Below are 26,009 nucleotides of genomic sequence, written 5' to 3'. Positions count from 1 at the left end.
ATTTATGACTGTTGGCGCCGCTGTGTCGTCAGCCAGGCGATCACCAGTCCACATAACAGCCCGCCCAGATGTGCCTCGTTGGCAACATGTCCGAATCCCAGACGGGCAGTAATATCGGTCATGGTAATCACCAGCCAGATCAGCATGAAGACCATCAGGGCCTGAGGAATCTGGTAACCGCGCTCGGGCGTACGGCGCGCGCTCAGCCAGACAAATCCCAGCAGTGCGTAATCCACGCCGGACATGCCGCCGAAAAGCACCGTACCAGTGGCATACTGCGCCAGATTGGATGCCACGGCGGCAACCAGCAATAGCACCGAAGTTCGACCGAGGCCTTCGATTCGCTCGACCTGCCGCCCGAAATACCAGAGCCACAGCATGTTGAAGATCAGATGCATCCAGCTGAAATGCAACAGCGCCGGTGTAACAAGGCGCCAGAACTGCCCCCCGGCCAGTGCTGTGCCGAGCGTACCGGCCTGTAGCTGATTGCCGACAACGGTAACCGGTGCGATCGTCAGTCCGCTCAGCACGCGGTCACCGATCAGCCAGAAAGCCAGGAAGATACCGCAACACGTCAATAGCGTCAGGGCTACCAGCGGCGCTGAACGCAACGCGGCCAGCAGGCCGTTCGACTGCACGGTTACCGGCTCGCTCGGTGTCAGCGACTCGCCTCGTTGCCAGCGCTCAACCAGCTCATGCGCTCGGGTCACATGGGTATCGTCCATCAGCCAGATTCGCTGCTCCTGATCATCACAATCATAGTGATGCGTGATGCGATGCGCCCACAGTGCCTGGCGTAAAGGGGTAATGTCCTGGTCATGGGAAAAGCGCAGCATCGTCGGCATGCCTACTCCTGCTCTGCTCCGAGGGGCAGCATACCTGCCCTCATAAAAAATGCCCGGCGGAGAGGGCCGCCGGGCAAGAGCAAGGGATCATTCAAGGGAACACTTACTCTGACGACGGCCGAATTCAAAAGTTCCCGGCAGAACTTCGAATATCCGAATTTTTTTCCAACTCCGAAATTTCATCTCCTGGCGAGAGCCAGACAAGGCGGTCGGCACTGAGCGCAGCATGTCCATCAAAACGATAGGCCACCAGACGACCACACCGGACCGCACTGTAATCCAGACAGGCAATATTGGCTGCTGGCAGGGCCGGAATACCCTCGCACCAATAGTGCCCGATGAACAGCGGGCGCTCGTCAGGACCATAGTGTACCAGCCGCTGGCGTTCATACTCGCCCAGTGCTCGTGCTTCCAGATCACGTGGTAGCGGATCGGGTTGAAACACGACATCCCCATAGGTGATCGGATCAATGGCCCAGAAATGGGCACGAAAGGTATGTCGAATACTACCATCGGCCGAGCGAATCGCTCGCCCTTGTGGCAAGGGCAAATGGACGCCGCGCGTCACACGATCAAGCGTACGCTGTTCGAAGGATCCGACCTGCCGCGCGGCTGCCAGAAAATGCTGATCGATTCGACCATCCGGATAACGCTGTAGAAAGGGTCGAAGCAGCGACTCATCCCAGCAGGCATGAACCACACGGCAGCCGTCGTACTCCAGACACAGGGGCATACGCAGGAACCAGTGCAGATAATCCGCCCATTCCCGTGGGCATCCACTGAACTGCTGAAGAGTCTCATGCAGTATTCGGGCATTGTGCGGTTCACGCGGCGTAACGACCCGACCGCTGTCATCAAGACAGTGCCTGAGTGCATGTACTTCGTGATTGCCCATCACAACCCGAGCCGCCCCGGCATCCACCATACGACGTACTACCTGAAGCGCCAGGCGTATGGTCGGCCCACGATCAATCAGATCGCCCAGAAAAATGGCGACTCGCCGAGGGTGACGATAGCTTCCCTGCTCATGTCGATAGCCGAGTTTTTCCAGCAGTGCGATCAGCGTAGTTCCACAACCATGGATATCGCCGATCAGGTCGAACCCCTCACACTGTTCTGCCTGTATGAACGAAACCATACTCCCCTTTCAGCTCTATTCAGTCGTGAAGCCGACTGCTCCACCCAAGCTTACTTCGGCAGGCTTCGAAGAAACTGTGACCGGGCGGATGAACAAGACGCAGCTGTTCCGGCTTGCGTTCGATCCGCAGCACGTCGTCAGGCTGAACCACCATGCGCATATGGCCATCACAACTGATCTGTAATTCGACATCGGCCCCCTGAATTACCCGCACAGCGATGCGGCTGCCGGAGTCAACCACGATCGGCCGGCTCGACAGGGTATGGGGGAACATCGGAACAAGCACGATGGCCTCCATTTGCGGATGAAGGATAGGTCCGCCTCCCGAGAGCGCATAAGCCGTGGAACCTGTCGGCGTCGCCACGATGAGACCATCGGAACGCTGGCTATAGACGAACTGCTCATCGATGAAGAGCTCGAACTCGATCATTCGAACGGCTGCTGCCGGATGCAGCACCACATCATTGAGACCACAGGCTGAACCGATCAGTTCGCCATTGCGATAAAGCGAGGCCTGCAGCAGAAAACGGTACTCCGTTTCATAATGGCCCTCGAGCACCTCGGTGACTCGGGCTTCCAGTTCGTGAGGCGAGATATCGGTCAGAAAACCCAATCGCCCTCGATTGATGCCCAATACCGGAGTATTGCTGTAGCAGAGCGCCCTCGCAGCACCCAGCAGACTGCCATCACCACCGATCACGATGACCAGATCACACTGCGCGCCCATTTCCTCGCGGGTCGCGCGGGCCACATGGCAATGGTGCAATGCGTCAGCCAGCCGAGCCTCGATACTGAGTCGACAACCGCGCACTTCAAGAAAATCGATCAGCCGATTCAATGTCTCGACCACATGGTCGCTACCCAAACGGCCAATCAAACCGATATGTTTGAATTGCTCCATGTGCTTATCCAGGCTCATGCTTGGAGCCGCATTATGCGGGCGCGACGATATACCGGCAAATGCCGAAACCGCTTACCTTTACCGGATCAGGGTCAATGAGCGCCGAGACTATCAGGCATCCGCTGCTGCGCGACCTGGCCTGGCTGATCGAGACACCTCCACTGCTTCAGAGTCGTCTACCGGGCGCACCAGACCGTACAACGCTGGGACTGGGAGACACATCCCTGTATCGCTACTGGCTCAACACGCTGGCGCAGGAAATCGCAACGCTTGAGCAATATGTCGGTACTGGCCAGCCGATCCGGTTGGGTACGCATGTGGAACGACTCTGGCAAATCATCCTGGATCGCGCGCCCGCCACCCATCTGTTGGCACACAATCTGCGAGTCATCTGCGATCAGCGCACCGTCGGCGAATTTGATCTGCTCTACGATGACTACGAGCAGGCCACTCCAGTGCATATGGAAGCGGCCATCAAATTCTATCTCGGACTACCCGAAGGCCCCGGTACGTCAACCGCTCAATCGCGCTGGATCGGTACCAGCGGCCCCGACAGTCTGGCTCTGAAACATCTGCATCTGCTGACGCATCAGACCCGACTGGGGCAGAAAGCAGCGTCGCGTGAAGTGCTGAAGGAATTCGGCGCTCCACCGTTACGCTGTCGCATGGCACTCAAGGGAGTACTGTTCTACCCATGGCGCAGTGGACTGGATGCCGTGAATGGTGCCAGCCATTTGCCGACACTGACCGGCATGCCGGCACCGGAAGGCGCTCATCCCGATCATCCGGCCGGTATCTGGCTGCACTGGCGCGACTGGTTTCATTTCATTGATACCCTGCAGCTCACCGGTGCCGCACAACTGCAGCGCCCACACTGGCTGGCGCTGCCACCCCGCGAGACCCTGCTGTTTCCGGAATCGCTGTTACCGGAGTTGCGACAGCGCCAGCAGGAGCGCGGATTGCCCGTACAGTTGGTCGTCTGCAGTGATCAATTGCCACAGCTTCGCGTTATGCTGGTCGATGACGCCTGGCCTCTGCAGATACCGCTCCCCCCACGGCGCTCGCCAGGCCCTCGGCGCCGGAGAGTGCAGCTCTCCCCGTGGCCGCGCTGAGTCTGCTTCAACCGATGGCATTGGCCTCTTGTTTCGCAGTGCCCGGATAGCGACGCTGCCACCATCGATTGAAGACCAGTGAAGCCAGCATGATTGCGCCCCCTACGCCGATTCGGAGCAGATCAGCATCATGATCCCAGATCACCAGATTGACCAGCAAACCCGCCGGAATCAGCGCATTATTCATGATCGCCAGGGTGCCGGCATCTACCCGACGCGCTCCTTCATTCCAGAGAAAATAACCCAGCCCGGAAGCCACCAGGCCCAGCCAGAGCAGGACGCCCCACTGCAGTGGTGTAGTCGCCGGGCGTGATGCATCTCCCCATATCAGCCAGGCGGGCAGTACCAGCAGCAAGGCACCGATATAGAACCAGCCAAAGAGATTCACTGCAGGGACGTCCAGTTGAGTCCGTAGCATAAGGCGACGGTAACCGACCTGACCGATGGCAAAACAGAGATTCGCCCCCTGAACCATGGCGAAACCGAACCAGTAATCATCGCTGATGCCCTGATAGCGAATAACGGCAGCACCCAGTACCGCCAGCCCTGCTGTCACCAGATAAAAGGGCCTGAACCGGCCAGCCAACAGGTCATCAATCAACGCGATATAGATCGGTGTAAAAATGGTAAAGAGCAGGATTTCAGGCACGCTCAACAGTACAAAGGAGTAGTAATAGCTGATATACATCAGCCCCAGCTGAATGGCGCCAATGCCCATCAGGGCCCATCGGATGGAGACCGGCACCCTGCGCGGACGCAACATGGGCAGAAACAGCAAACAGGCCAGCGTGACCCGAGTCAGTACGGCAAAATAGCTGTCTACCTGGCCGGCAAGATAAACACCAATCAGGCTGAATGAGAAGGACCACAGGATCGTGACGCCGACAAGCAGGGCCATGTGACAGTCAACTCCGAGAAGATTATGAAGTTAACAGATTTTAAGGTAATTGAATCGCTGATGCGAACCATCGCCAGCATGGAGTTTCACTCTCGCCCGGGGCCGGGGTCGCACAGTGGCTGGGCAGGTCGCGGTCAGGGCAAGGTAGACGTCGAGTCCACCCAGACCCCGTCCGGCGAAATCATCCTGCGCTTTCATGAGCAAGGAAGATTCACGGCCGATGAGACGGCCGGACGTGCCATTCCCTTTAATAATGTCTATCGCTGGACCTTCCTGGAGGACCGGCTTTCACTGCATCACGAACGTCGAGGTATAGAGGAAGCGGTATGGCTGTTTGACCTCATCCACGATGAACACAGCAGTGGCCTGATCAGTGCCCACCCTCATCCTTGCGGTAAAGACAGCTATCATGCCTGCCTGAAGCACGACGAGTACGGTCTTGAGATGGAGTGGACCATCATCGGCCCGGTCAAGAACGAACATCTTCATTACCGCTACTACACCCATCGCAACTGAACAGATTTTCCCTGGTTTAGAGGCTCAACCTTGTAAAGCGGTCGGTACGTCTCCACAACGAGGGCCCATGGGCCACATATGACATTTGCCTTGCCAATAAAAGAACTCGATATGATTATTCATGACTATCGGTGGTCATTAGTAAAAACAATCACGTTGTTTGAGCCAATCTAATTCAGGACCAGAGCGAGTGGTCTTAGACTAAAGTCGTTCATGAAGGACGCCACAGATGGCGTAAAGAGAATCGAGACAGGAGACGAGCATGGAATTGAACAATCGCGAAGGTCAGGAAGTCCCACAGGTAACTTTCAAACAGCGGCGGAACGGTCAGCTGATTGATGTTGAGAGCAAGGACATCTTTGCCAACCGTACTGTTGTCGTGTTTGCCCTGCCCGGGGCCTATACACCGACCTGCTCTTCGACCCACCTGCCTCGCTACAATGAACTGGCCGACAAGCTGTTTGCCAATGGCGTGGATGAAATTGTCTGCCTTTCCGTCAACGATCCCTTTGTTATGGAAGCCTGGGGCGAACATCAGGAAGCCAGCCATCTGACGCTGATTGCAGACGGCAATGGCGAATTCACTGAAGGCATGGGGATGCTGGTCGACAAGTCCGACCTGGGCTTTGGTCGCCGCAGCTGGCGCTACTCCATGCTGGTTCGAAATGGTCGCATCGAAAAGATGTTCATCGAGCCGCAGAAGCCGGGCGACCCCTTCGAAGTTTCCGATGCCGATACCATGCTGGACTATCTCAATCCCAGCGCCGGCCGGCCAAGCTTCGCTACGGTCTTCTCCAAGCCAGGCTGCCCCTATTGCGCACGTGCCAAGCAGATGCTGGTCGATCATCACATTGCCTATGAAGATATCTCCATTGGCAATCGCGACATCACCACGCGCTCGGTACGCGCCATGACCGGTAACGCCACGGTCCCCCAGGTTTGGATCGACGGCAAGCATATCGGTGGCGCTGAAGAAGTTGCCGAATACTTTGGCGAGAAAGCGACCGCCTGATCGCAATTACTGCCCTGCGGGCAGCACAATAATCAGCGCGACGCTCGCTGAGTGATCAAGGGGCAGTGCCATGGCACTGCCCTTTTTCATGCCTGGTCGAGAAGAACCATCAGACATAAAAAAAACCGCCACGCGTGGTGGCGGTCGAAAGGAACAGTAAGCCAGACACATTTCTTCGCGACTGAAGAAAAAGCATCTGTCAGCTATGACAGCACTGATCCGTTTTTTCTCCCGGAAGTTACAAATTTTATAAATTCAGCTTGTGCGATCTGTCGGGGCATCGGGCCCGAAGCGCTGACAGGTATTTCGTCTCGCTTATTTGCCCCGCCCTGTAAAAACAGTATGACGGGTTGATCGTGGTTAAAGGTGCGCACTGTCGAACACCATTACCCTTCAGCAACACTGTTCCTGTAAATTTCCGAATATAACGCCTCTAATAATCATGCATTTACTGACGATTTTATTAGGCCTGACCTTACCATTGGTCGTACTCCCCCGCCTTTACAGACTCTGGTCAGGATCTCGTCACGACCCTGATCATCCTGATACCGAGGGGGACAGACTGATACGCCATTATGAAAAACGCATGGAAGCAGCTTGTAACCGCAGTTCATGAAAATTCTGCCGATGAAGCCAATGCCTGCAGGAGAGTCACCAGCCATCATCGCTTCTTTCATATCAGCGGCAGTGATTTCATATCCCGGAGCAACCACGGGTCGCCGCCTCATGAAAAAAAACAGCCCGGCTTGATCTGGATTATTAGTAAAAAACTGGTCAGCCACTAGCTTCAGTAGTGTTGAACACAGTCAGGCCTACCCGAATGGCTGGGGTTCAACATGTCATGAACGTCTATTCGAAAATGCGACACGCAAGGAGGCTGTCTCATGTTTCATCATTCCTCTCACCTGCAATACCCGGTTCGAGTCGATGAGCCCAATCCCCAGTTCGCCATGCTGCTCCAGCAGGCCATCGGCGGGATTGAAGGAGAGATCCGTGTTGCCATGCAGTATTTCTTTCAGGCCATGGGCGCCCGCGGTGATGATCGGATCCGCGACATGCTGATGTCGACGGCAACCGAGGAACTCTCCCATATCGAGATGCTGGGTCATGCCGTCGCACTCAACCTGGAAGGCGCGCCGCTCTCCTATCAGGAAGCCACGGCAAAGGATCCGGTCATGAACGCCATCCTGGGCGGTGCCAACCCGCGCCACCTGCTTTCGTCGGGGCTCGCAGCACTGCCGGTCAACGCCAATGGCGTGCCTTTCGACATGAGTCATGTCTATGCCACGGGCAATATTGCTGCCGATATGAACGCTAACGTCGCAGCCGAATCCAGTGGCCGCGTGCTGGCTTCCCGACTCTATAACTGGACCGACGACAAGGGCATGAAGGATTTTCTTTCCTTCCTTATTGCTCGTGATACCTACCATCAGCAGCAGTGGTTGGCCGTGATCGAGGAGCTGGGCGGACTGGAAGAAAATCTGCCGATTCCAAACTCGACCCCAACCGAGCACGAGGCTACCGAGCACTCCTATTACTATCTGAATACTCTGATGGACAAGGAGGCACCGCAGGGGCGCTGGAGTCAGGGGCCCTCGCTGGATGGCCGTGGCGAATTCTCGGCCCGTCAGAAGCCCGAACCGAAAGGGCAGGAACCATCACTGGGCAAGGCCCGACCCGGTTCCGGCGCCCAGGAACAGCAAATGTAAAATGTCGGTCAATCAGGAGAAGGGCCCGGCGTCATGCGCCGGGCCACGGGCGTAGCAGCGCATAACGTGATATTGCCCGGGTCTGCACGCAGGCGACTCTCCGCCCCCCTGGTCATAGCAGCAGAATACGACCGACTTACAACAGACACGACTGCTTCGAAGAAGCCAATGGCGATTGACCTGTCAGGCCCACTCCTCTACATTGCTGTTTGCAGGCCATTTTATCCGGCCGGGCGGGCATAGCTCAGTTGGTAGAGCATCAGCTTCCCAAGCTGAGGGTCGCGAGTTCGAGCCTCGTTGCCCGCTCCATTTTCCCCTTCCTGTATATTGCCTTGTACTCTGTCAGCCCTATCGGTACTTTCCGATACAGGCGAACAGTGTCATTACAACGGGTCTCTCTCCTCTTTAGCCGAGGGTCTATCTCAGCAAAAGCGCCATACATTTGCGATGGAATGTTTCAGCGACATTTGAGTAATCACCGACACTTCACATCTGTCTGAAAGCAGGGCTACATTGCCGGCAGTGATCTCCCCTCCAAAACCTTACAATATTGCAAGCTTTTGATATAAAAGCATTTTCACTAACCGTTTCTGCTGCATTGCACTTTAGTCGCAACCTGTCACGCATTGATTGACCCGAACAACAACGCTGGTCGATTCTCATCCGGACCGACATTTTTCAGCGTCAATTTTTACAACCATGCGCGCTGAAAAGGATCTCTTTGATCGACAGCAAGGGTTGACTCTCATGTCCAACACATCACGCTTCATGGGCCGCGCGCTGGGCTGGCTGGCTGCTGCAACGCTGGCCATTGGCGCTTCCAGTGCACTTGCCTTTCAGCCTTCGGGCAAGGTGGATTGTATTGCCCCGTCGGATCCTGGCGGTGGCTGGGACTTTACCTGCCGCAGTGTCGGGCGCCTGCTTGAGCAACTTGATCTCGTACCAGCGAGTGTTCAGACCACCAACATGGCTGGTGCGGGGGGTGGTGTGGCCTATGCCCATACCGTCAGCAAACGGCGTGATGATGATCAGCTGATCGTAGCCGCCAGTACAGCCACCACCACCCGTCTGGCACAGAAGCAATTCCCTGGCATGAGCGCCGACATGGTGCGCTGGGCTGCAGCGCTGGGCGCCGACTATGGCATCATCGCAGTCGGCAAGGATTCACCCTATGACTCCCTGCCCGAGCTGATGGACGCACTGAAGAAGAAACCCGGCAGCGTTTCATTTGCCGGCGGCAGCGCTACCGGGGGCTGGGATCACCTCAAGGTCCTGCAGACGGCCCAAAAAGCCGGCGTGGATCAACTGCGCAAGATCAAGTATCTCTCCTACAACAATGGCGGCGAAGCCATCACTCAGGTCATCGGTGGCCATATCGATGCCTTTACGGGTGATATTTCCGAATCCAAGGGCTTTATCGACTCAGGTGATCTGAAGGTCCTGGCTGTTCTTGCCGACCAGCGCTTGCCCGCACCACTGGACAACCTGCCAACAGCGAAGGAACAGGGCATTGATGAAGTGGCTCCCAACTGGCGCGGTTTCTATCTACCAAAAGGTATTTCCGATGAAGCCTATCAGTGGTGGGTGAATACCTTTGACAAGGTCTACGCCAGCGACGAGTGGAAGAAAGTCATGAAGCAGAATGGCCTGATGCCCTTCCACAAGTCCGGCAAGGCCTTTGATGAATACGTTCGCCAGCAGATCAATGATCTCCAGCAACTTTCCAAAGAGATCGGGCTGGTGCAATGAGCTTTCTGAACGATCGCATCCTTGGGGTACTGATGCTTCTGCTGGCCGTCGCCTACGGCTGGCAGGCGCAGCAGATCCCGGTGCCTTTTGGTGGAGGCGGCCCGGTGGGCCCCTCTACCTTCCCGACCCTGCTGGCCGTAGTGCTGGGATTGACCAGCCTTTATCTGATGCTCCGGCCCGATCCGGATAACGCCTGGCCCCTGGGGCGTACGCTGGGCGAGATGCTCGTTGCGGTGCTGGTACTGATCGCCTACACCCTGGCGCTGGAGCCGATCGGTTTCCCGATTGCCACCACTCTGGCGGTAGGTATTCTCTGCTGGCGCATGGGTGCCCGTCCGCTGCCTGCCTTTCTGGTAGGACTGGGTGGCGCGGTCATCGGGTATATTGCTTTCAACTTCGGTCTTGAACTGACCCTGCCTGCCGGATTGCTGGAGTTTCACTGATGGAGACCCTTAATGCACTGATGGCCGGCTTCGGGGTGGCCCTGACCCCGATGAATCTGCTGCTGGCACTGATCGGCTGCTTTCTCGGCACACTGATCGGGGCCCTGCCCGGGCTCGGCCCGGCCAATGGCGTCGCCATTCTGATTCCGCTGGCCTTTACACTCGGTCTGCCACCGGAATCAGCCCTGATCATGCTGACCGCTGTTTATGCCGGGGCCATGTATGGCGGTCGAATCTCCTCGATCCTGCTCAACATCCCGGGCGATGAGCCGGCCATGATGACCTGCCTGGATGGTTATCCGATGGCGCAGCAGGGCAAGGCCGCTGAAGCGCTGGCAATTTCTGCCGTCGCCTCCTTCATTGGCAGCCTGATTGCCTGTATCGGATTGATTCTGCTGGCACCGTTACTGGCCCGTTTTGCACTGACCTTCGGTCCCGCCGAATATTTCGCGCTGTTCGTACTGGCCTTCGCCACACTTGGCGGCATCACCGGCAAGAATCCCATGAAAACCCTGATGGCTGCAGCGCTGGGCCTGATGATGTCCACCATCGGAATCGATATCTCCACCGGCAGTCAGCGCTTTACCTTCGGCATTCTGGAACTCTATGAAGGCATCGATTTCATCATTGCCATCGTCGGACTGTTTGCCGTATCCGAGCTTTTGTTTTTCATCGAGCGGCGTGCCGGAGACGGTGACAGTAGCGTCAAAATGAATCGGCTCAAGCTACGCTGGCGGGAAATCGTGGCCATTATTCCGACCAGCCTTCGCAGCGGCGGCGTCGGTTTTGTGGCAGGTGTCCTGCCGGGCGCCGGCGCCTCACTGGGCAGCTTTTTGAGCTATACGGTGGAGAAACGCATTCTCGGCAGCAAAAACCGTTTTGGTGAGGGTGATCCGCGCGGTGTTGCAGCACCGGAATCAGGCAACAACGGGGCAGCCAATGGAGCACTGGTCCCGATGCTGACCCTCGGGATTCCCGGTAGTGGTACCACAGCCGTGTTATTGGCAATGCTGGTGTCGCTGAATATTACACCGGGCCCGCTGATGTTTCAGCAGCATGCCGAAATCGTCTGGGGTGTCATTGCAGCACTGCTGGTCGGTAATCTGCTGTTACTGCTGCTGAACATCCCTCTTGTCGGTGTGTTCGTCAAAATCCTGTCGGTACCGCCGAAGTTTCTGATGCCCCTGGTCACGCTGGTTGCCATCGTGGGGATCTATTCGATCAGCCATTCAACCTTTGATCTTTACTTCATGATTGCCTTCGGCGTGCTGGGCTATCTGCTGCGCAAGCTGGAGATCCCACTGGTCCCCGTCATTCTGGGCCTGCTATTGGGGCCGGAGATGGAAAAAAATCTGCGCCATGCCCTGAGCCTTTCCGACGGTGACTGGTCAGTACTGTGGTCCACACCCTTGTCCATCACCATCTGGGCAATCGCCATCCTTGGGCTGATCCTCCCCTATCTGCTCGGTCCGATGTTGCGCCGGAGCATGGCCGCCAAACGCAACCGCAACTGAAAGCCTCTCGATAGCTGAAAACTGCCACGCCCCTTGCGGGCGTGGTTTCATTTTCCCCATCAGCGGACCTAAACTACGGCTTTCATGGTGTCATGAGGAATATGTTTTGAGCTCCCCCAGCGACGACAGTTGTTGTCGATCCCGAATGCCTTCCCTTGCCTGCGAGCGCCATAGGTCATCGGCCTGCAGGAGTTCTCTTTCATGACCCACTGGTTCGATCTGGCCTGGTTGCTTGACCCCTCTGCCTGGGCTGGCCTGCTGACCCTGATCATCATTGAAATCGTACTGGGTATCGATAACCTGGTTTTCATCGCCATTCTTGCCGACAAGCTGCCACCGGCACTGCGCGACCGCGCACGAATAACCGGGCTGTCACTGGCGCTGATCATGCGCCTGATACTGCTGCTCTGCCTCTCCTGGCTCATGGGTCTGACCCAGCCACTGGTCACCCTGTTTGGCCATACCTTCAATGGCCGAGATCTGATCCTGCTGGGGGGTGGTTTCTTCCTTATCTACAAGGCAACCAGCGAACTTCATGAGCATGTCGACGCCGATGCCTCCGACAACGAAGGACAGTCGCGAGCCTGTTCAGCATTTTCCACCGTTGTCGCCCAGATCGTAGTGCTGGATGCCGTCTTTTCGATCGATTCGATTATCACCGCCGTCGGTACGGTCGATCATCTTATGGTCATGATGATCGCAGTGGTCGTCGCCATGACGCTGATGCTGATAGCCAGTCGTCCCCTGACGCGCTTTGTAGCGGCCCATCCAACCGTCATTCTGCTCTGCCTCGGGCTCTTGCTGATGATCGGTTTCAGCCTGGTGGCCGAAGGGCTCGGCCTCCACATTCCCAAGGGGTATCTCTATGCCGCTATTGGCTTTGCCATACTCATCGAGCTGCTCCAGGCATTACGCCAGCGAAAAAGCAGACAACCCCGAAGCCGTTATGGATCACGCCGGGCACGTACGGCCGAAGCCATAATGCGACTGCTGAGCAGCGATGAACCGAACCTGACCCGTTATCGCGAAGAGAGCAGTGACACTGCACATCATGACGAGGCTCTGGCGCTGTTCGATGTCACCGAACAGCATATGGTGCGTGGGGTGCTGTCACTGGCCGATAAACCGATCGAAGCCATCATGACCTTGCGGCGTGATATTGACTGCATCGATCTTTCCAATGACGTCGACCAGCAAATCGGGCATCTGCGCGATAGCCCACATGCCAGCCTGGTGGTCATTCGCGATGGCGCTCGGGATGCGCCTTTGGGTATCGTCCAGAAGCGTCGCCTGCTCGATGCCTCACTGGCCGGAGAAGCCCTGGATGTAGCAGCCGTTCTGGAACAACCGCTGGTATTGCTGGAAAACGTCTCGGTCGTTGAGGCTTTGCAGCAATTCCAGCGCAGTGGCGAAAGACTTGCCTTTGTAGTGGATGAATTCGGCACGCTGGAAGGCATTGTGACCATGCTGGATATCCTCGAGGATATTGCCGGCGAAATGCCCGGTGGCAGCGAAGCTGACCAGCGCGTTTATCGTGTCAGCGAGCGCTGTTTCGAGGCTGATGCCAGTGAGGATATTGTCGATATCAACCAGCAACTGCCGGATCCGCTACCGCTGGGACGCGACTATACCAGTCTGGCCGGATTGGTCGTTGATCGACTGGAAAGCCTGCCTCAGCCAGGCGCCCGGGTCAGTGTACCGCCATGGTTGATCGAAGTACGGGATGTTGAGCGCCATCGGGTAAAACGGGTACGGCTCTATCGTCAGGCCGAAGAGGAATGAGTGCGGGCTGAAAAAGGATCAACCTGCACGTCAATGACTTTCCCTGCATCTAACATCGCGGTATTTTGGTAACGCCGGTTACATGCCGGCCTTGCCAATAGCCGTTTCATGCAGGTATTGCAATGATGTCCACCTCCGGTAGCGCCATTCGGCTTGCACCGCTGGCGACCACAGGCCAGCATCACGCTCACGCTCATCGCCAGGTTGTGATCGGTCTATCCGGCGAAGCGGAGTTTGATATCGCCGGCGCACGCGGCCGTATCAATGAACGTACCGGCTGTATCGTGCCGGCCGATCGCGAGCACTACTACCGCGGCATCGGCGATAACAGTCAGCTCATCATCGACTTGCCAGATGAAGTTCCTGCACTCAATGGCGCACATCGTCATCATCGTCGATTATTCGAGTCTCCCCGTTATTTCGCAATCGATGACACGCTCTGTCTTTATTTGCAATTCATGCTCGGAGAGATGAGCTCAGCCACGACCGGCGATCATAATCTGCTGACGACGACCCTGCTGGCTTCACTCAGCCGGCGTCTTGACCATCGCGCTCCCGGACCGCGTCCGAGACTGGATATCGGTGACCTCGACGAGTGGATCGAACGGCATCTGTCCGAGCCCCTGAAAGTGGAAGATCTGGCGCGCAGAGCCTGTCTGAGTACTGCCCATTTTACCGAGCTGTTTCGCGACCACACCGGCCTGCCACCCTATCGCTACATATTGCGCAAGCGTCTGGCGGCAGCGCGTGAACTATTGCAGGAAACCACCCTGCCGCTTGTCACCATCGCCGAGCGCACCGGTTTCGCCAATCAGAGCGCGCTCTCTCACGCCTTTCGGCGTCACTTTGCCCAGTCTCCGGGGTCCCTGCGCGGCACACGTCGACACTGAGCCCCCATGACGGTGCGTCGGTTCATTATCCGATGATTCGACAATGCTGACCGGGAAATCGACAAGACGATGATGCCCTGAACACACTAGAGTCGAAACTACCCGAATTCCGGATGCGTCGTAGTGACGCACCCCCGCCCAGGCTATTTGCCAACCGCATCTTTCGTCGATGAGCGCCATTATGAGACGCATCGACGAGTGAAGCGGTGCTGCACAAGGGAAGTTGCCATGCTGAAAGCCGAACAAATACTCGATCCCAACACCTGGCAGCAGGATCTCGCCACTCAGTTCAAGCGCATCAGTGATCATTACATTGTCAGCGAGGATGACTGGGTCCGTGAACTGGCAGCGCTGCTTGATACCAGCGAGGCTGATTTCCGCCGTATCGGCGACAGTACGGCCGAACTGGTACGCGATGTCCGTGCGATGGACAGTGCCGTCGATTCGATTGATGAATTGCTGACCCAGTACAGCCTCGATACCCATGAAGGGTTGATGCTGATGTGTCTGGCCGAAGCCCTGTTGCGCGTGCCGGACTCCGAAACCGCCGATGCGCTGATCGAGGATCGGCTTGGCGTAGCGGACTGGGAGAAGTATGCCGGTCAGAGCGACTCCTGGCTGGTCAATGCTTCCACCTGGGGGCTTCTGACCACCGGACGGGTCATTACACTCGACCATCCGCGCGATGGCCGGCCGGCCGGCTTCATCAACCGCATGGTCAATCGCATGGGTGAGCCGGTGATCCGGCAGGCAATGCGTCAGGCAATGAAGATCATGGGCCGCCAGTTCGTACTGGGGCGCACCATCGACGAGGCCCTCAAGCGCTCGAAGCCGCTATTCGACAAGGGCTATACCTATTCCTACGACATGCTCGGGGAAGCGGCGCTGACCCGTCAGGATGCCAAACGCTACTTCGAGGATTACGCCAATGCCATCCGCTCGGTAGGCAGTGTCAGTCGCAAGCTCTCCGAACGGACCCCGGCGCCGTCGATTTCAATCAAGCTATCGGCTCTGCATCCACGCTATGAGTTCGGCCGGCGCACTCAGGTACTCGAAGAACTTGTCGATAGCGTGCGCCAGCTGGCCTCCATGGCACGTGAACTGAATGTTGCCCTGACCATCGACGCCGAGGAAGTCGATCGGCTGGAGCTGTCGCTGGAGGTGTTCCGTGCCGTCTACGAGAGTGACGCCTGCCGCGGCTGGGGCCGTTTCGGACTGGTGGTGCAGGCCTACTCCAAGCGCGCCATGCCTGTGCTGCACTGGCTGACCCGAGTCTCTGCCAATCAGGGTGATATTATCCCTGTGCGACTGGTCAAGGGGGCTTACTGGGATAGCGAAATCAAGGAGTCCCAGGTGCTCGGCGTGGATGGCTATCCCGTCTATACCCGCAAGGCCTGTACCGATGTCGCCTATCTGGCATGTGCGAAATATCTGCTGTCCGATAATGCTGCCGATCGTATCTTTCCACAGTTCGCTACCCACAATGCCCACACCATTTCGACCATCCTGGATCTGGTGGGTGAACAACAGCGCCCGTTCGAGTTTCAGCGCCTGCACGGCATGGGCGAAGCCCTCTATGAGGCAGCCCTGAAACGTGCGCCCGCGGGAACATGGTGTCGTATCTATGCCCCTGTTGGTGCGCACAAGGATCTGCTGCCTTACCTCGTGCGGCGTCTATTGGAAAATGGCGCCAACTCCTCGTTCGTACACCAGCTGGTGGATCCACGTGTTCCCGTCGAATCGCTGTGCGTACATCCGCTACAGTCGCTGGCCGAAGTGGACCACTACTACAACACCCGGATCCCGTTGCCGAGCGAACTCTATGGAGAGAAAAGGAGCAACTCGAAAGGGGTCAATCTGAACATCCACAGCCAGTTTCAGCCCCTCAAGGAAGCCATGGCACCCTTCCTGGAGCGGCGCTATCAGGCTGCCCCGCTGGTCGGCTTCACTCTCGACGATGACGATACACCACTACATCGGGTGATGTGCCCCTGGGACCGTGATCGACTCGTGGGAGAGGTGCGCTGGACCAGCGCCGAGCAGACCCGTGAGGCCATTGCCGTGGCCCGCCAGGCCTTTCCTCGCTGGGATGCCACGCCGGTCGAGGAGCGTTCAGCCATTCTTGAACGCTTCGCTGATGCGTTGGAAGCAAACATGGCCGAGCTAATGGCCCTGTGCTGCATGGAAGGTGGCAAACTGCTGACCGATGGTGTCGCCGAGGTACGCGAGGCCGTCGACTTCTGCCGTTATTATGCCGCGCATGCCCGTGAGCTCTTCGGTACAGCCACACGACTCCCCGGCCCCACCGGCGAATCCAATGAACTGATGCTCTCCGGCAAGGGCGTCTTTGCCACCATCAGTCCCTGGAATTTCCCGATCGCCATTTTCTGCGGTCAGACAGTGGCAGCAGCCGTGGCTGGCAATACCGTCCTTGCCAAACCGGCTGAACAGACCTCACTGATTGCCCACCGGGTAGTGGCGCTGTTGCATGAAGCCGGCATGCCTCGTGATGTCGTCCAACTGCTGCCCGGCGATGGTCCCACGGTTGGTGCCGTACTCTCCGGCGATTCGCGCATTACCGGCGTTGCTTTCACCGGCTCGACCGATACCGCCCGGCTGATCAATCGGTCGCTGGCCGAACGTGATAATGCCCCCTTGCCCACCCTGATCGCCGAGACCGGGGGGCTGAATGCCATGATCGTGGATTCCACGGCCCTGCCGGAACAGGTGGTAGCCGACGTAGTGGCCTCGAGTTATCAGAGTGCCGGTCAGCGTTGTAGTGCGTTGCGCGTGCTCTACGTGCAGGAGGACATCGCTGATCGCATCATTGAAACGCTGCGTGGTGCCATGGCTGAACTGGCAATCGGTGACCCTACACAGCTGGCCACTGATGTCGGGCCGGTGATCGATGAAGAAGCACGTGCCGGTCTGCAGGCGCATATCGATCGCCTGCGCGAGGAGGGACGTCTGCTGGCCGAAGCCCCTGTCACGCCCGAGATCGCGGCAAAGGGGACCTTCATTGCCCCGACCGCCTTCCGTATTGATGGTATTGATGCACTGGAGGCGGAACAGTTCGGCCCCATCCTGCATGTGGCAACATTCAAGTCCAGCGAGATCGATGACGTTATCGATACTATCAACGACCGTGGCTATGGTCTGACCTTCGGGGTCCATAGCCGCAACGAAACCTTCTCCAATCATGTTGCTCGCCGTATTCGGGTCGGCAACGTGTACGTCAACCGCAACATCATCGGCGCCGTAGTCGGTGTACAACCCTTTGGAGGACAGGGCTTCTCGGGTACCGGTCCCAAGGCCGGCGGACCGCACTATCTGTTGCGCTTTGCCACCGAAAAGGCCCGGACCATCAACACGGCAGCGCTGGGAGGCAATGCCTCGCTGCTGGCGCTGGGTGACGACTAGGGAGGGTATGGCCCTCCGCATTCCGTCGATCGCAGAGTGATGCCCGACATCACTTCATGCGTTACAACAATGGCAAGGAACGACAATGGTCGAAAACAATATTCTCATCGGCATCACCTTTGCCCTTTACCTGCTGTTGATGCTGGGTATCGGGCTCTATGCCTATCGCCGCACCTCGGATCTCTCGGACTACATTCTCGGCGGGCGCTCGCTGGGCCCCTGGACATCGGCCATTTCTGCCGGGGCCTCGGATATGTCGGGCTGGCTGTTGCTGGGTCTGCCGGGGGCTGCCTACGTCAGCGGACTCTCCGCGGCCTGGATCGGGATCGGGCTGCTGGCCGGTACCTGGCTGAACTGGCTGATCACGGCTCGACGACTGCGTATCTACAGTTTCATTGCCAATGATTCGCTTACCCTGCCGGAATTCTTCGAGCATCGCTTCGAGGACCACTCCCACCTGCTGCGCGTCATTTCAGCCGTCTTCATTCTGCTGTTCTTCCTGTTCTACACCAGTTCGGGGCTGGTCGCCGGCGGCAAACTGTTCAATACCGTTTTCGGCCTCGACTACACTGTGGCAGTCACCGTCGGCACCATTGCCATCATTTCCTATACCTTCTTCGGCGGCTTCCTGGCGGTTTCCTGGACCGACCTGATCCAGGGGTTGATGATGGCAGCGGCCCTGCTGATCGTACCGGTCATCGCCCTGTTCGATATGGGCGGTGTGGGTGTTGCGGCCTCGCGCATCACGGCCGAGAATCCACAATTGCTCGAGTGGTTCCGCGACGCCTCGACAGGGGACAAGCTTACCCTGATCGGCATCATCAGTTCGCTGGCCTGGGGGCTGGGCTACTTCGGTCAGCCTCATATCCTGGCGCGCTTTGCCGCCATTCGCAGTGACCGCGATATTCCGGTCGCCCGTCGCATTGCCGTCATCTGGTCAGCGCTGGGACTGTTCTGTGCCGTGGCCATCGGCCTGCTGGGACTGGTATATATCCCGCGCGACCTGGGGGATAGCGAAAAGATCTTCATGATCATGGTCAACGCCATCTTTCATCCGGTGATAGCAGGCGTCTTGCTGGCTGCCATTCTCGCCGCCGTCATGTCGACCGCCGACTCCCAGCTGCTGGTGTCCTCCTCTGCGCTGGCCGATGACTTTTACAAGGCCATCTTCCGCAAGAATGCCTCACAAAAGGAACTGGTCTGGGTGGGCCGCCTGTCGGTCGTCGGGATTGCCATCATCGCCTATCTGTTTGCCCTCAACCCGAACTCCAGCGTGCTCGATCTGGTGTCCTACGCCTGGGCAGGTTTCGGGGCAGCCTTCGGCCCGGCTCTTGTAATGGCACTATTCTGGAGACGCATGAACCGTTGGGGGGCGCTGGCCGGTATCGTGGTTGGCGGTGTCACCGTTGTGGTCTGGGCACAGCTGTCCGGTGGTCTGTTCGATCTCTACGAGATCGTGCCGGGCGTAGTGTTCTCCTACATCTCCATCTGGGTCGTCAGCCTGCTGACCGGCGAGCCTTCTGCCCAGGTGCAGCAACACTTTGATGAGGTAGGCAAGCAACAGCAGGGCTGAATCCATCGTCCCGCTCCAGGTGGGCAAATGCCTCTTCCAGCAAAAACCCCGCGTCGATGAACGACGCGGGGTTTTTTTACAGTAGCTGTCGACCTGCCAGGACCGACACGAAAATGGCAGCGATCAGTGCACGAATTTCATCGCAAAGCGAAGCAGCGCGCGCACCAGAAAAGCGATGATCGCCAGCAGGATCAGAGTGATCAGTGTCGAGATCGGATTGACTGCCAGGGTCGCAATCACAATCCCCAGCGCCACACTCCAGACATAGCGATCATATTCGTCGATCTGAAGAGCCTCTGGCAGAAGTCGGCTCAGCGGTCCTGAAAACATGCTGTTCCAGTCCGCCCAGACTGCAACAGCCACCACGACAAACACTACCAGCCAGATCAGGGTCAGCATTCTCGAAATCTCCGAACATTTTGCAGCGATGACAATACCGTGGAGCATTTTAGCGGGTTGGCCTTGCGGCTGCACGAATGCAACCGACCATCGGAGTACCGAAATGCGGAAAATTCACCTGCCCCGGGTTGAAATCCCGTCATGAGGTGCCACCTAATAAGGTAACGTGACGCAGGGAGGCTTCATTTCGCCGATATGCCTCCCGATATGCGCCGTGAACACCCAAAACCCTTACCAACGACTCAGGGGCTTAACCATGCAAATCGCCGACAACACAGTCGTCGCTTTTCATTACACGCTGACGAACGACGCCGGAGAGGTTCTGGACAGCTCCGAAGGTCGTGAACCGCTGACCTACCTTCATGGTTCGGGCAACATCATCCCCGGCCTCGAAAAGGAACTTGCCGGCCACAACAGCGGTGATCAGGTCAAGGCGCGCGTCGAGCCTTCGGAAGGCTATGGTGAAGTTCAGCCTTCTCTGGTTCAGGACGTCCCGCGCGATGCCTTCCAGGGTGTCGAAGACATTCAGCCTGGTATGCAGTTCCAGGCGCAGACCGAAGGCGGCCCGCTGCTGGTCACCGTCACCAAGGTTGAAGGTGACACTGTCACTGTTGATGGCAACCATCCTCTGGCCGGCGAAACGCTCAACTTTGACGTCAACGTCCAGGAAGTGCGTGAAGCCAGCGCCGAAGAAGTCGAGCACGGCCATGTGCATGGCGAAGGCGAAGGCGAACAGCAGCACTGATTGTTCTGCCTGCTGTTGCGAAAAAGGCGACCCGAGGGTCGCCTTTTTCATGTTCCCTGAATGCTATACCGCTTCCCGCCTCTTATCTCCATGGCGGTACTGTAAAACCGGAGTCCCCCTCTTTCAGGGATGCCACTACCCTGACGCGCCTGGCCCGATCAAGCTGACGCTTGCGATCCTGCCGACTGAGCCATCGATAACCCAGTATGACCCGCGCCAGCATCAATGGTCCCTGAATACCTGCATAGCTCAAGACAATCACGGGAAAGCGCTCGGGCCAGACGCAGGCCGCTACCAGTATCAGCAGGCGCGGGGTAGCATGCGTAATCATGTCCAGCAGGCGCAACGACCAGTGAGCGTGACGTAGCACGCCTCGCCGCTGCCCGGTCTGGGCCTCGAACTGGGCAATGCCCATGTCCAGCACCCCGCTGGTCGCCATCAGAATCAGCGCTGGCAATGTATTGCGGGAAGGATCTGCCAACGCAAAACCGATCAGAAACAACACGCGATACAGTGAATCGAGACAGGTATCAAGGAAACGCCCCGCGGTCTCGTCCTCACCCATGGCACGTGCCAGCGCGCCATCAAGTCCATCAAAGAAACGGTTCAGCAGCAATCCAGCCAGTGCTGCCATGTAATAATTCAGCACCAGCATGACCATGACGAAGACCGCCAGTGCAAGCCCTGTCAATGAAGCACCCAGCGGTGTCACCCGCCAGTAGATCGAATGCCGCGCCAGCCAGCGAAGTGGCGGTTGGGTAGCACGTCTTAGCCAGCGATCGAGCATCAGCACCTCGGTAACATCATGTTACTGACATTCTAAAGTACTCGGCCCCTTATGTCCTCGTTATAGAGCCACCCCAAATGCGGGCAATTGATCTTCTCACCCACGATAGCCGAGCTTATCAGAAGCCGATTGGCGCCATCGCCAAAGCATCCTGAACCAAACGCTGTCCGCTTACTCCTGCTGCATCAGCTGACGGCGCTCCAGACGGCGCAACAAGGCAGCCAGGCACAGTGTGATACACAATACAATCAGCGCTGCCGCGACCACCCCGGGCCAATTGGCCATCCGCCAGAAGGGTTCGAGGTAGAAGCCTCCCAGGCTGGCACCGAGATAGTAAAACATCAGATAGAGTGATGAAGCACTGGCCCGGGCACCAACCGCCTGCCGCCCTACCCAGCTGGAAGCCATCGAATGGCACATGAAGAATCCGAAGGCATTGCAGCACAGCCCCATTATGATGAAGATAATCGATGAAGAGAGTGTGATCAGGGTACCGATCATCAACAGTACAATTCCCGCCATCATCACCGCTGGCTGAGAAAGACGTCCCGTCAGTCGTCCGGAAAATGCCGAGCCAATGGTCCCGCCAAGATAAGTCAGAAACAGCAGTCCCAGCCATTGGGTAGCCAGCCCGAAAGGCGGCGCCGAAAGGCGGAAGGTAATGTAGCTGTAAAGATTGACGAAAATGAAAAAGTTCAATCCACCAATCAGGTAGGCACCCAGCAACATTCGATTACGCAGATGGCCTTTCAAATCGCCCCCCATTCGCTTCAGATTCAGGCTCTGAGGAACGAAGGATTGCTGGCGTGGCAATAGCCAGTAAAAGACCAGCCATGCCACGATGCTGAGCAGGCCGACGACCACAAAACTGGTCCGCCATCCCCAAACGCCACCAACAGCGCCGCCGATGACCCGACCACTGATGCCCCCCAGTGAATTGCCACTGATATAAAGCCCGACCGCCATGGTCAGTGCCGGCCGGGTAAATTCATCTCCCATCCAGGCCACGGCGACAGCAGGTAAGCCGCCAAGCAGAAACCCCTGCAAGGCACGTAATGCCAGCAGACTCGCATAACCGGGCGCCAGGGAGATCATCAGCGTGCAGACTGTCGCCAGCGCCATGGTAATCAACATCAGAGCACGACGTCCTATGGCATCCGATAGCGGCCCGAAAATCAGCAGTGCCAACGCCAGGGTCAGAGTGGAAACGGACAATAGCCAGCTGGCCTGAAGGGATGACAGCGCCAGCTCTTCCCCGACCCGTGGCATGAGGGGCTGAATGGCGTAGAGATTGACAAAGATCAGAAAGGAACCGAGGCTCAGCGCCAGGGTTGCTCGCCACCACAAGGGCGTGCGGGGTTCGATGCTCAAGAGACCTCCCTGTCAAATCAAGGGTGACGCTGCGGAGACTTACCGCCGCGTCACCGAACAGGGGAGCATAATGCCATGAAATGGCTGAGCTGCAGACATCACGGTCATGATAGACCGCCTTCAGAATGTCACGGCGTGGTACGCATCACCAGAAGCTGAGCCGCTTCGGGTCGCCGTGCCTGCCAATAGTGGCTGACCCAGTAAGGGTTATCCAGCCGCGACAGTCTAACGCCTGATGAACTCGAGGCGTGCAGGAACAAGCCATTATCGACATAGATGCCAACGTGACGACCAACACTGGAGGGTCGGAAGAAAATCAGATCACCCGGCTGGAGTTCCTTGCGCTCGATCCGCTGTCCTTCAAGCACCTGACCTGCGGTCGTACGAGGCAGACTGATATCAAAACTGTCCCGGTAGATACGCTGCACCAGGGCCGAACAGTCGATCCCGGAGCGAGTCTCACCCCCGTAGCGGTAGGGCGTGCCCGTCCAGGCATCAGCTTCGCTGAGCAGGGTTTCGCGAATATCAGCCAGCGAAACCGACCGCATGAAGTTTTCAAGTGATGAGCGCAGTCGCTTGCCAGGCTGCCGACGCGTCTGTGGCTGCATCAGACCAGTCGGCTTGATCGCCAGCGCCGCCGCTTCATCCACCTTGCCAGGCGCTGTATTCTGTGCCGCACAACCAGCCAGCATCAGCAGCACAAGACTGCTCAACGCCAGTCTGCGCAGAAGCGGGTAATACATGGTGTGACCCTTTTTATCGACCCGGCCGTCAGATTGGCCATGGTCCTTATTCACCGTGTGCTGCGCCCGACGCCCTGTCGTCGGCTACGCCGAGCGAATCATAAAGACTATCGCGCCAATTGGCGATACCTAATGAAAAACAACGGTGTTTTTTAATGTTCTGCCGCACATCTCAGTCATTGGACTCATACTTTTCCGGTAGATCATTCGAGTCTTTTTGCCCAAAAGGCGCGGCAGCGGGTCATCAGTGCAGGATGCTGCGGTCCTGACTGAGCACGTCGACATGCAAGGGCGGCCAGTGCCTCGCAGAAGCGCCGGGAAAATCCAGACTGGCCCACGGGCCGGCCAGTGGCGGGGTACCACAGAGCCACATCATCAGAGCATTGCCAAGTTCTTCGAGAAACCTGGGCCGTTCGGGCACGCCCATCATGAAAAAGCTGTAACCGGCGTATAGCCCGCGCGCATAAGAAGTCCAGTCACCATAATGCTGACCGGCCAACGCCAGCGCCCGCTCGAGATAAAGGTTCATGCTGGCTTCATCCAGCCAGCCCAGCTGACGCCCTGCTGCACTCAGATCAGCCAGTTGAGCGATATCCCACGCTGCCATATCCAGATCATTGCACTGCTGATCGTTATCACGTACCCGGCGCAGGCGATCAAGGTGTACCTGCTCCTCTTCACTGCATAGACCGGTTTCCATGATGGCAATCTCTTCCTGCAATCGTGGGCGGTTGAGCGTATAGGGTGCATAGGTAATCTGATACTCCTGCCGATCACCGGCTTCGCTCAAAAAGTCGAGGAATTCACGCAGCCCGCTTGCATTGGCTATGCCATAGTGGCTATCGAGCCAGTCGCGCAACTCCCCGTGCTGGGTATTATGCTGCTCCATGGGGAGTCCCCAGTTCGGGGTATTGAGCGGCCCGGCCAGTGACAGCGCAGTAAACTGCTCCAGGGTCGGTCGCGGTCCTGGTTCCCGCCATTCGCCGGTGAGGTATTCCAGCCAGTGAAACAGACTGCCGGGATCGTTCAGATGCCATTCGAGGTCATCAGCCAGCGACTCTTCCGGGGCTTCCGGCAATACCTGCTCCCAGGCCAGCCAGGCCTGCAACAAGCGCTCGGGAGTGGCATAAAAGCGGCTTAATACCCCGGCAAAGGAGCGCTGAAGTGCAAGCTGAGCCTCCGACTCTCCCACTTCTGCATCCTCAAGCATGGCAAGCTGAAAACCGAAGCGTTCCGCCATGACAATGGTCGCCGCATGGTCACGACAATCGGCAAGGTGCCGCCGCCCGTCCAGCAGTTCCCTCGGAAGACGCCCGAAGGGCGTGGTAACGCCCGGCAGGGCATGATGGGTGGCGTCGCTGGCCAGCTGATTGAGATGATGCGCCTGTCCCGGTTGCCAATAACGTGCCACCGCTGACACGCCTTCTTCCGGCCACCAATCCAGCGTATTTTGAAGATACTGACGGGCATCCTGACGACGCTGATCATCGGCTGAAACCGCAATGCCCTGCCGGTAGAGCAGGTCAGGATCTCGGACCCCCGCTATTGCCAGCATCCAGTGTCGTGCGCCCGAACGCCAATGACGGATACGCGCCCGAGAGGCAACCAGCATATCCTCAGTCGCCAACGACGCAGGCGCACCCTGCCAGGGGGTATGCCGACCATGCAGCAACAGTTCGCCGGCGTCATCGCCCGCGCCTGTCAGATCACGCCCTTCGAACAGACCTGCGCCGCGCTGCCAGGCGCTCAATACCCCATGCCAGTCGTCATATCGTTGCTGCAACAGATCCAGCCCGTGCACGGCGAAATCGGTGGCCTCAGGCTCATCGAGCCAGCCCATCAGCCAGCCGGCCCACGCCAGATCGATCAATCGAAGCCAGTCCCAGGCTGCCCATTCCGGCGTTTCATTGCGTACCACGAACTGCAACAACACCCGACCGTAGGCCTCATTCTCTCCCAGACCGGCACGCCACTTCAGCCGCTCAGCTGTCGTCATCCGCCGAACGCGGCGATAGTCGAGATCCCAGCCATAGCGATGGCCCTGACCACTCAACCACAGCAGCATCCGAATCAGCTCATCACGGTCATTGATCGCCCAGGTACGCTGTAGAAAGCGTGCTACATCCGGCCAATCGCAGGTCTGATCGATCGTGCCACCAGGCACCGGGGCCAGGATGGCACGCGCCCGCCATACGGCCGCGCGGCCCTGCGGCCAGGGGTCATCAGCAGGATCAGGGCTTTGGCCCTCACTCACCGCTGCGAAGCGGGACAGCCAGGCATCAATCACGGCCTCGTTGAACCAGCCGGCACAGCCACCCAGTGCCAACAGCAATAGCGCCTGCGGGCAGCTTTCGGCGCGTTCACCATGCTCCATCAGCTGCCAGGCCAGTGTTCCCCGATCCTCGATCGACAGCGCACGCAGCCTGGCGCGGGCGCGGGCAGCACTCAGCATTCCTGTGGGG

At 57.8% G+C, this 26,009-nt stretch carries 21 protein-coding genes and 1 tRNA gene; 13 read left to right on the top strand and 9 right to left on the bottom strand.

Annotation, left to right across the window (positions count from 1 at the left end):
• Positions 1 to 2 precede the first annotated feature (2 nt).
• The 3 genes from FY550_RS06175 to FY550_RS06165 form a co-directional block, all read right to left on the bottom strand.
• Positions 3 to 845 carry a rhomboid family intramembrane serine protease gene (locus FY550_RS06175; protein WP_070976728.1) on the bottom strand — a complete coding sequence of 281 codons (843 nt, stop codon included), beginning with the start codon at positions 843 to 845 and terminating at the stop codon, positions 3 to 5.
• A 124-nt stretch (positions 846 to 969) separates the two neighbouring features.
• Positions 970 to 1,983: a metallophosphoesterase gene (locus tag FY550_RS06170; RefSeq protein ID WP_070976724.1), complete on the bottom strand. Its 1,014-nt coding sequence runs from the start codon at positions 1,981 to 1,983 to the stop codon at positions 970 to 972.
• Between the two features lie 19 nt (positions 1,984 to 2,002).
• Positions 2,003 to 2,884 carry an NAD(+) kinase gene (locus FY550_RS06165; RefSeq protein WP_070976720.1) on the bottom strand — a complete coding sequence of 294 codons (882 nt, stop codon included), beginning with the start codon at positions 2,882 to 2,884 and terminating at the stop codon, positions 2,003 to 2,005.
• Between the two features lie 95 nt (positions 2,885 to 2,979).
• On the opposite strand from FY550_RS06165, the gene FY550_RS06160 reads away from it, so the two are divergent.
• On the top strand, positions 2,980 to 3,996 hold the full coding sequence (locus FY550_RS06160) for a DUF1853 family protein (RefSeq protein WP_070976717.1): 1,017 nt from the start codon (positions 2,980 to 2,982) through the stop codon (positions 3,994 to 3,996).
• Positions 3,997 to 4,003: 7 nt separating this feature from the next.
• Here FY550_RS06160 and FY550_RS06155 read toward each other — a convergent pair whose 3' ends face one another.
• Complete coding sequence (locus FY550_RS06155; RefSeq protein ID WP_070976714.1) at positions 4,004 to 4,894, bottom strand: carboxylate/amino acid/amine transporter; 891 nt, start codon at positions 4,892 to 4,894, stop codon at positions 4,004 to 4,006.
• A gap of 60 nt (positions 4,895 to 4,954) precedes the next feature.
• Here FY550_RS06155 and FY550_RS06150 point away from each other — a divergent pair, with 60 nt between their 5' ends.
• The 11 genes from FY550_RS06150 to putP all read left to right on the top strand — a co-directional run bounded on the left by FY550_RS06150 (position 4,955) and on the right by putP (position 19,502).
• Positions 4,955 to 5,410 (top strand): DUF6314 family protein, encoded by a 456-nt coding sequence (locus tag FY550_RS06150; RefSeq protein WP_139148626.1) that lies wholly within the window; start codon positions 4,955 to 4,957, stop codon positions 5,408 to 5,410.
• A 262-nt stretch (positions 5,411 to 5,672) separates the two neighbouring features.
• A complete protein-coding gene (locus FY550_RS06145) occupies positions 5,673 to 6,422 on the top strand; it encodes a glutathione peroxidase (protein WP_070976707.1) in 750 nt (249 codons plus the stop codon).
• Positions 6,423 to 7,306: 884 nt separating this feature from the next.
• On the top strand, positions 7,307 to 8,131 hold the full coding sequence (locus FY550_RS06140) for a manganese catalase family protein (protein WP_070976701.1): 825 nt from the start codon (positions 7,307 to 7,309) through the stop codon (positions 8,129 to 8,131).
• A 233-nt stretch (positions 8,132 to 8,364) separates the two neighbouring features.
• Positions 8,365 to 8,440: transfer RNA gene (locus tag FY550_RS06135), tRNA-Gly, on the top strand.
• A 438-nt stretch (positions 8,441 to 8,878) separates the two neighbouring features.
• The gene (locus tag FY550_RS06130; RefSeq protein WP_407657381.1) at positions 8,879 to 9,880 is read left to right on the top strand and encodes a Bug family tripartite tricarboxylate transporter substrate binding protein; all 1,002 of its coding nucleotides are present in this window, start codon (positions 8,879 to 8,881) and stop codon (positions 9,878 to 9,880) included.
• Entirely contained in the window at positions 9,877 to 10,323 is a 447-nt protein-coding gene (locus tag FY550_RS06125; protein WP_070976695.1) for a tripartite tricarboxylate transporter TctB family protein, read from the top strand. Before FY550_RS06130 ends, FY550_RS06125 begins: the two co-directional genes overlap by 4 nt.
• Positions 10,323 to 11,837, top strand: a complete 1,515-nt coding sequence (locus tag FY550_RS06120; protein WP_070976692.1) for a tripartite tricarboxylate transporter permease — start codon at positions 10,323 to 10,325, stop codon at positions 11,835 to 11,837. Before FY550_RS06125 ends, FY550_RS06120 begins: the two co-directional genes overlap by 1 nt.
• Positions 11,838 to 12,038: 201 nt before the next feature.
• Positions 12,039 to 13,619 carry a TerC family protein gene (locus tag FY550_RS06115; RefSeq protein WP_199287860.1) on the top strand — a complete coding sequence of 527 codons (1,581 nt, stop codon included), beginning with the start codon at positions 12,039 to 12,041 and terminating at the stop codon, positions 13,617 to 13,619.
• A gap of 122 nt (positions 13,620 to 13,741) precedes the next feature.
• On the top strand, positions 13,742 to 14,509 hold the full coding sequence (locus FY550_RS06110) for an AraC family transcriptional regulator (RefSeq protein WP_233350281.1): 768 nt from the start codon (positions 13,742 to 13,744) through the stop codon (positions 14,507 to 14,509).
• Positions 14,510 to 14,737: 228 nt separating this feature from the next.
• Positions 14,738 to 17,929, top strand: coding sequence for a bifunctional proline dehydrogenase/L-glutamate gamma-semialdehyde dehydrogenase PutA (gene putA, locus FY550_RS06105; protein ID WP_149054423.1), 3,192 nt, complete (start codon positions 14,738 to 14,740; stop codon positions 17,927 to 17,929).
• Between the two features lie 85 nt (positions 17,930 to 18,014).
• Complete coding sequence (gene putP / locus FY550_RS06100; RefSeq protein ID WP_149054422.1) at positions 18,015 to 19,502, top strand: sodium/proline symporter PutP; 1,488 nt, start codon at positions 18,015 to 18,017, stop codon at positions 19,500 to 19,502.
• Between the two features lie 123 nt (positions 19,503 to 19,625).
• Here the strand turns inward: putP and FY550_RS06095 are convergent, their stop codons facing one another.
• Positions 19,626 to 19,901: a hypothetical protein gene (locus FY550_RS06095; protein WP_070976686.1), complete on the bottom strand. Its 276-nt coding sequence runs from the start codon at positions 19,899 to 19,901 to the stop codon at positions 19,626 to 19,628.
• Positions 19,902 to 20,157: 256 nt separating this feature from the next.
• Here FY550_RS06095 and FY550_RS06090 point away from each other — a divergent pair, with 256 nt between their 5' ends.
• Complete coding sequence (locus FY550_RS06090) at positions 20,158 to 20,646, top strand: FKBP-type peptidyl-prolyl cis-trans isomerase (RefSeq protein WP_070976682.1); 489 nt, start codon at positions 20,158 to 20,160, stop codon at positions 20,644 to 20,646.
• Positions 20,647 to 20,728: 82 nt separating this feature from the next.
• On the opposite strand, the gene FY550_RS06085 is transcribed toward FY550_RS06090, so the two are convergent.
• The 4 genes from FY550_RS06085 to FY550_RS06070 form a co-directional block, all read right to left on the bottom strand.
• Positions 20,729 to 21,433 carry a CDP-alcohol phosphatidyltransferase family protein gene (locus tag FY550_RS06085; protein ID WP_139148625.1) on the bottom strand — a complete coding sequence of 235 codons (705 nt, stop codon included), beginning with the start codon at positions 21,431 to 21,433 and terminating at the stop codon, positions 20,729 to 20,731.
• Between the two features lie 171 nt (positions 21,434 to 21,604).
• Positions 21,605 to 22,804, bottom strand: coding sequence for an MFS transporter (locus FY550_RS06080; RefSeq protein WP_233350280.1), 1,200 nt, complete (start codon positions 22,802 to 22,804; stop codon positions 21,605 to 21,607).
• A 128-nt stretch (positions 22,805 to 22,932) separates the two neighbouring features.
• A complete protein-coding gene (locus FY550_RS06075; protein ID WP_070976676.1) occupies positions 22,933 to 23,547 on the bottom strand; it encodes a C40 family peptidase in 615 nt (204 codons plus the stop codon).
• Between the two features lie 244 nt (positions 23,548 to 23,791).
• On the bottom strand, positions 23,792 to 25,999 hold the full coding sequence (locus FY550_RS06070; RefSeq protein WP_168169277.1) for a DUF1266 domain-containing protein: 2,208 nt from the start codon (positions 25,997 to 25,999) through the stop codon (positions 23,792 to 23,794).
• Positions 26,000 to 26,009 lie beyond the last annotated feature (10 nt).

Origin of the sequence: Kushneria phosphatilytica (assembly GCF_008247605.1) — a bacterium.
Classification (GTDB): Bacteria; Pseudomonadota; Gammaproteobacteria; order Pseudomonadales; family Halomonadaceae; genus Kushneria; species Kushneria phosphatilytica.
The sequence above is the reverse complement of the archived record's forward strand: the minus strand, read 5'-3'. Positions and strand labels throughout refer to the sequence as shown.

Coding starts and splice junctions, on each gene's coding strand:
- FY550_RS06125 (WP_070976695.1), top strand. CDS start 9,877: ATGAGCTTTCTGAACGATCGCATCCTTGGGGTACTGATGCTTCTGCTG.
- FY550_RS06155 (WP_070976714.1), bottom strand. CDS start 4,894: ATGGCCCTGCTTGTCGGCGTCACGATCCTGTGGTCCTTCTCATTCAGC.
- putP (WP_149054422.1), top strand. CDS start 18,015: ATGGTCGAAAACAATATTCTCATCGGCATCACCTTTGCCCTTTACCTG.
- FY550_RS06120 (WP_070976692.1), top strand. CDS start 10,323: ATGGAGACCCTTAATGCACTGATGGCCGGCTTCGGGGTGGCCCTGACC.
- FY550_RS06085 (WP_139148625.1), bottom strand. CDS start 21,433: ATGCTCGATCGCTGGCTAAGACGTGCTACCCAACCGCCACTTCGCTGG.
- FY550_RS06160 (WP_070976717.1), top strand. CDS start 2,980: ATGAGCGCCGAGACTATCAGGCATCCGCTGCTGCGCGACCTGGCCTGG.
- FY550_RS06075 (WP_070976676.1), bottom strand. CDS start 23,547: ATGTATTACCCGCTTCTGCGCAGACTGGCGTTGAGCAGTCTTGTGCTG.
- FY550_RS06070 (WP_168169277.1), bottom strand. CDS start 25,999: ATGCTGAGTGCTGCCCGCGCCCGCGCCAGGCTGCGTGCGCTGTCGATC.
- FY550_RS06145 (WP_070976707.1), top strand. CDS start 5,673: ATGGAATTGAACAATCGCGAAGGTCAGGAAGTCCCACAGGTAACTTTC.
- FY550_RS06165 (WP_070976720.1), bottom strand. CDS start 2,884: ATGGAGCAATTCAAACATATCGGTTTGATTGGCCGTTTGGGTAGCGAC.
- FY550_RS06175 (WP_070976728.1), bottom strand. CDS start 845: ATGCCGACGATGCTGCGCTTTTCCCATGACCAGGACATTACCCCTTTA.
- FY550_RS06130 (WP_407657381.1), top strand. CDS start 8,879: ATGTCCAACACATCACGCTTCATGGGCCGCGCGCTGGGCTGGCTGGCT.
- FY550_RS06150 (WP_139148626.1), top strand. CDS start 4,955: ATGCGAACCATCGCCAGCATGGAGTTTCACTCTCGCCCGGGGCCGGGG.
- FY550_RS06170 (WP_070976724.1), bottom strand. CDS start 1,983: ATGGTTTCGTTCATACAGGCAGAACAGTGTGAGGGGTTCGACCTGATC.
- FY550_RS06140 (WP_070976701.1), top strand. CDS start 7,307: ATGTTTCATCATTCCTCTCACCTGCAATACCCGGTTCGAGTCGATGAG.
- FY550_RS06115 (WP_199287860.1), top strand. CDS start 12,039: ATGACCCACTGGTTCGATCTGGCCTGGTTGCTTGACCCCTCTGCCTGG.
- FY550_RS06110 (WP_233350281.1), top strand. CDS start 13,742: ATGATGTCCACCTCCGGTAGCGCCATTCGGCTTGCACCGCTGGCGACC.
- FY550_RS06090 (WP_070976682.1), top strand. CDS start 20,158: ATGCAAATCGCCGACAACACAGTCGTCGCTTTTCATTACACGCTGACG.
- FY550_RS06095 (WP_070976686.1), bottom strand. CDS start 19,901: ATGCTGACCCTGATCTGGCTGGTAGTGTTTGTCGTGGTGGCTGTTGCA.
- putA (WP_149054423.1), top strand. CDS start 14,738: ATGCTGAAAGCCGAACAAATACTCGATCCCAACACCTGGCAGCAGGAT.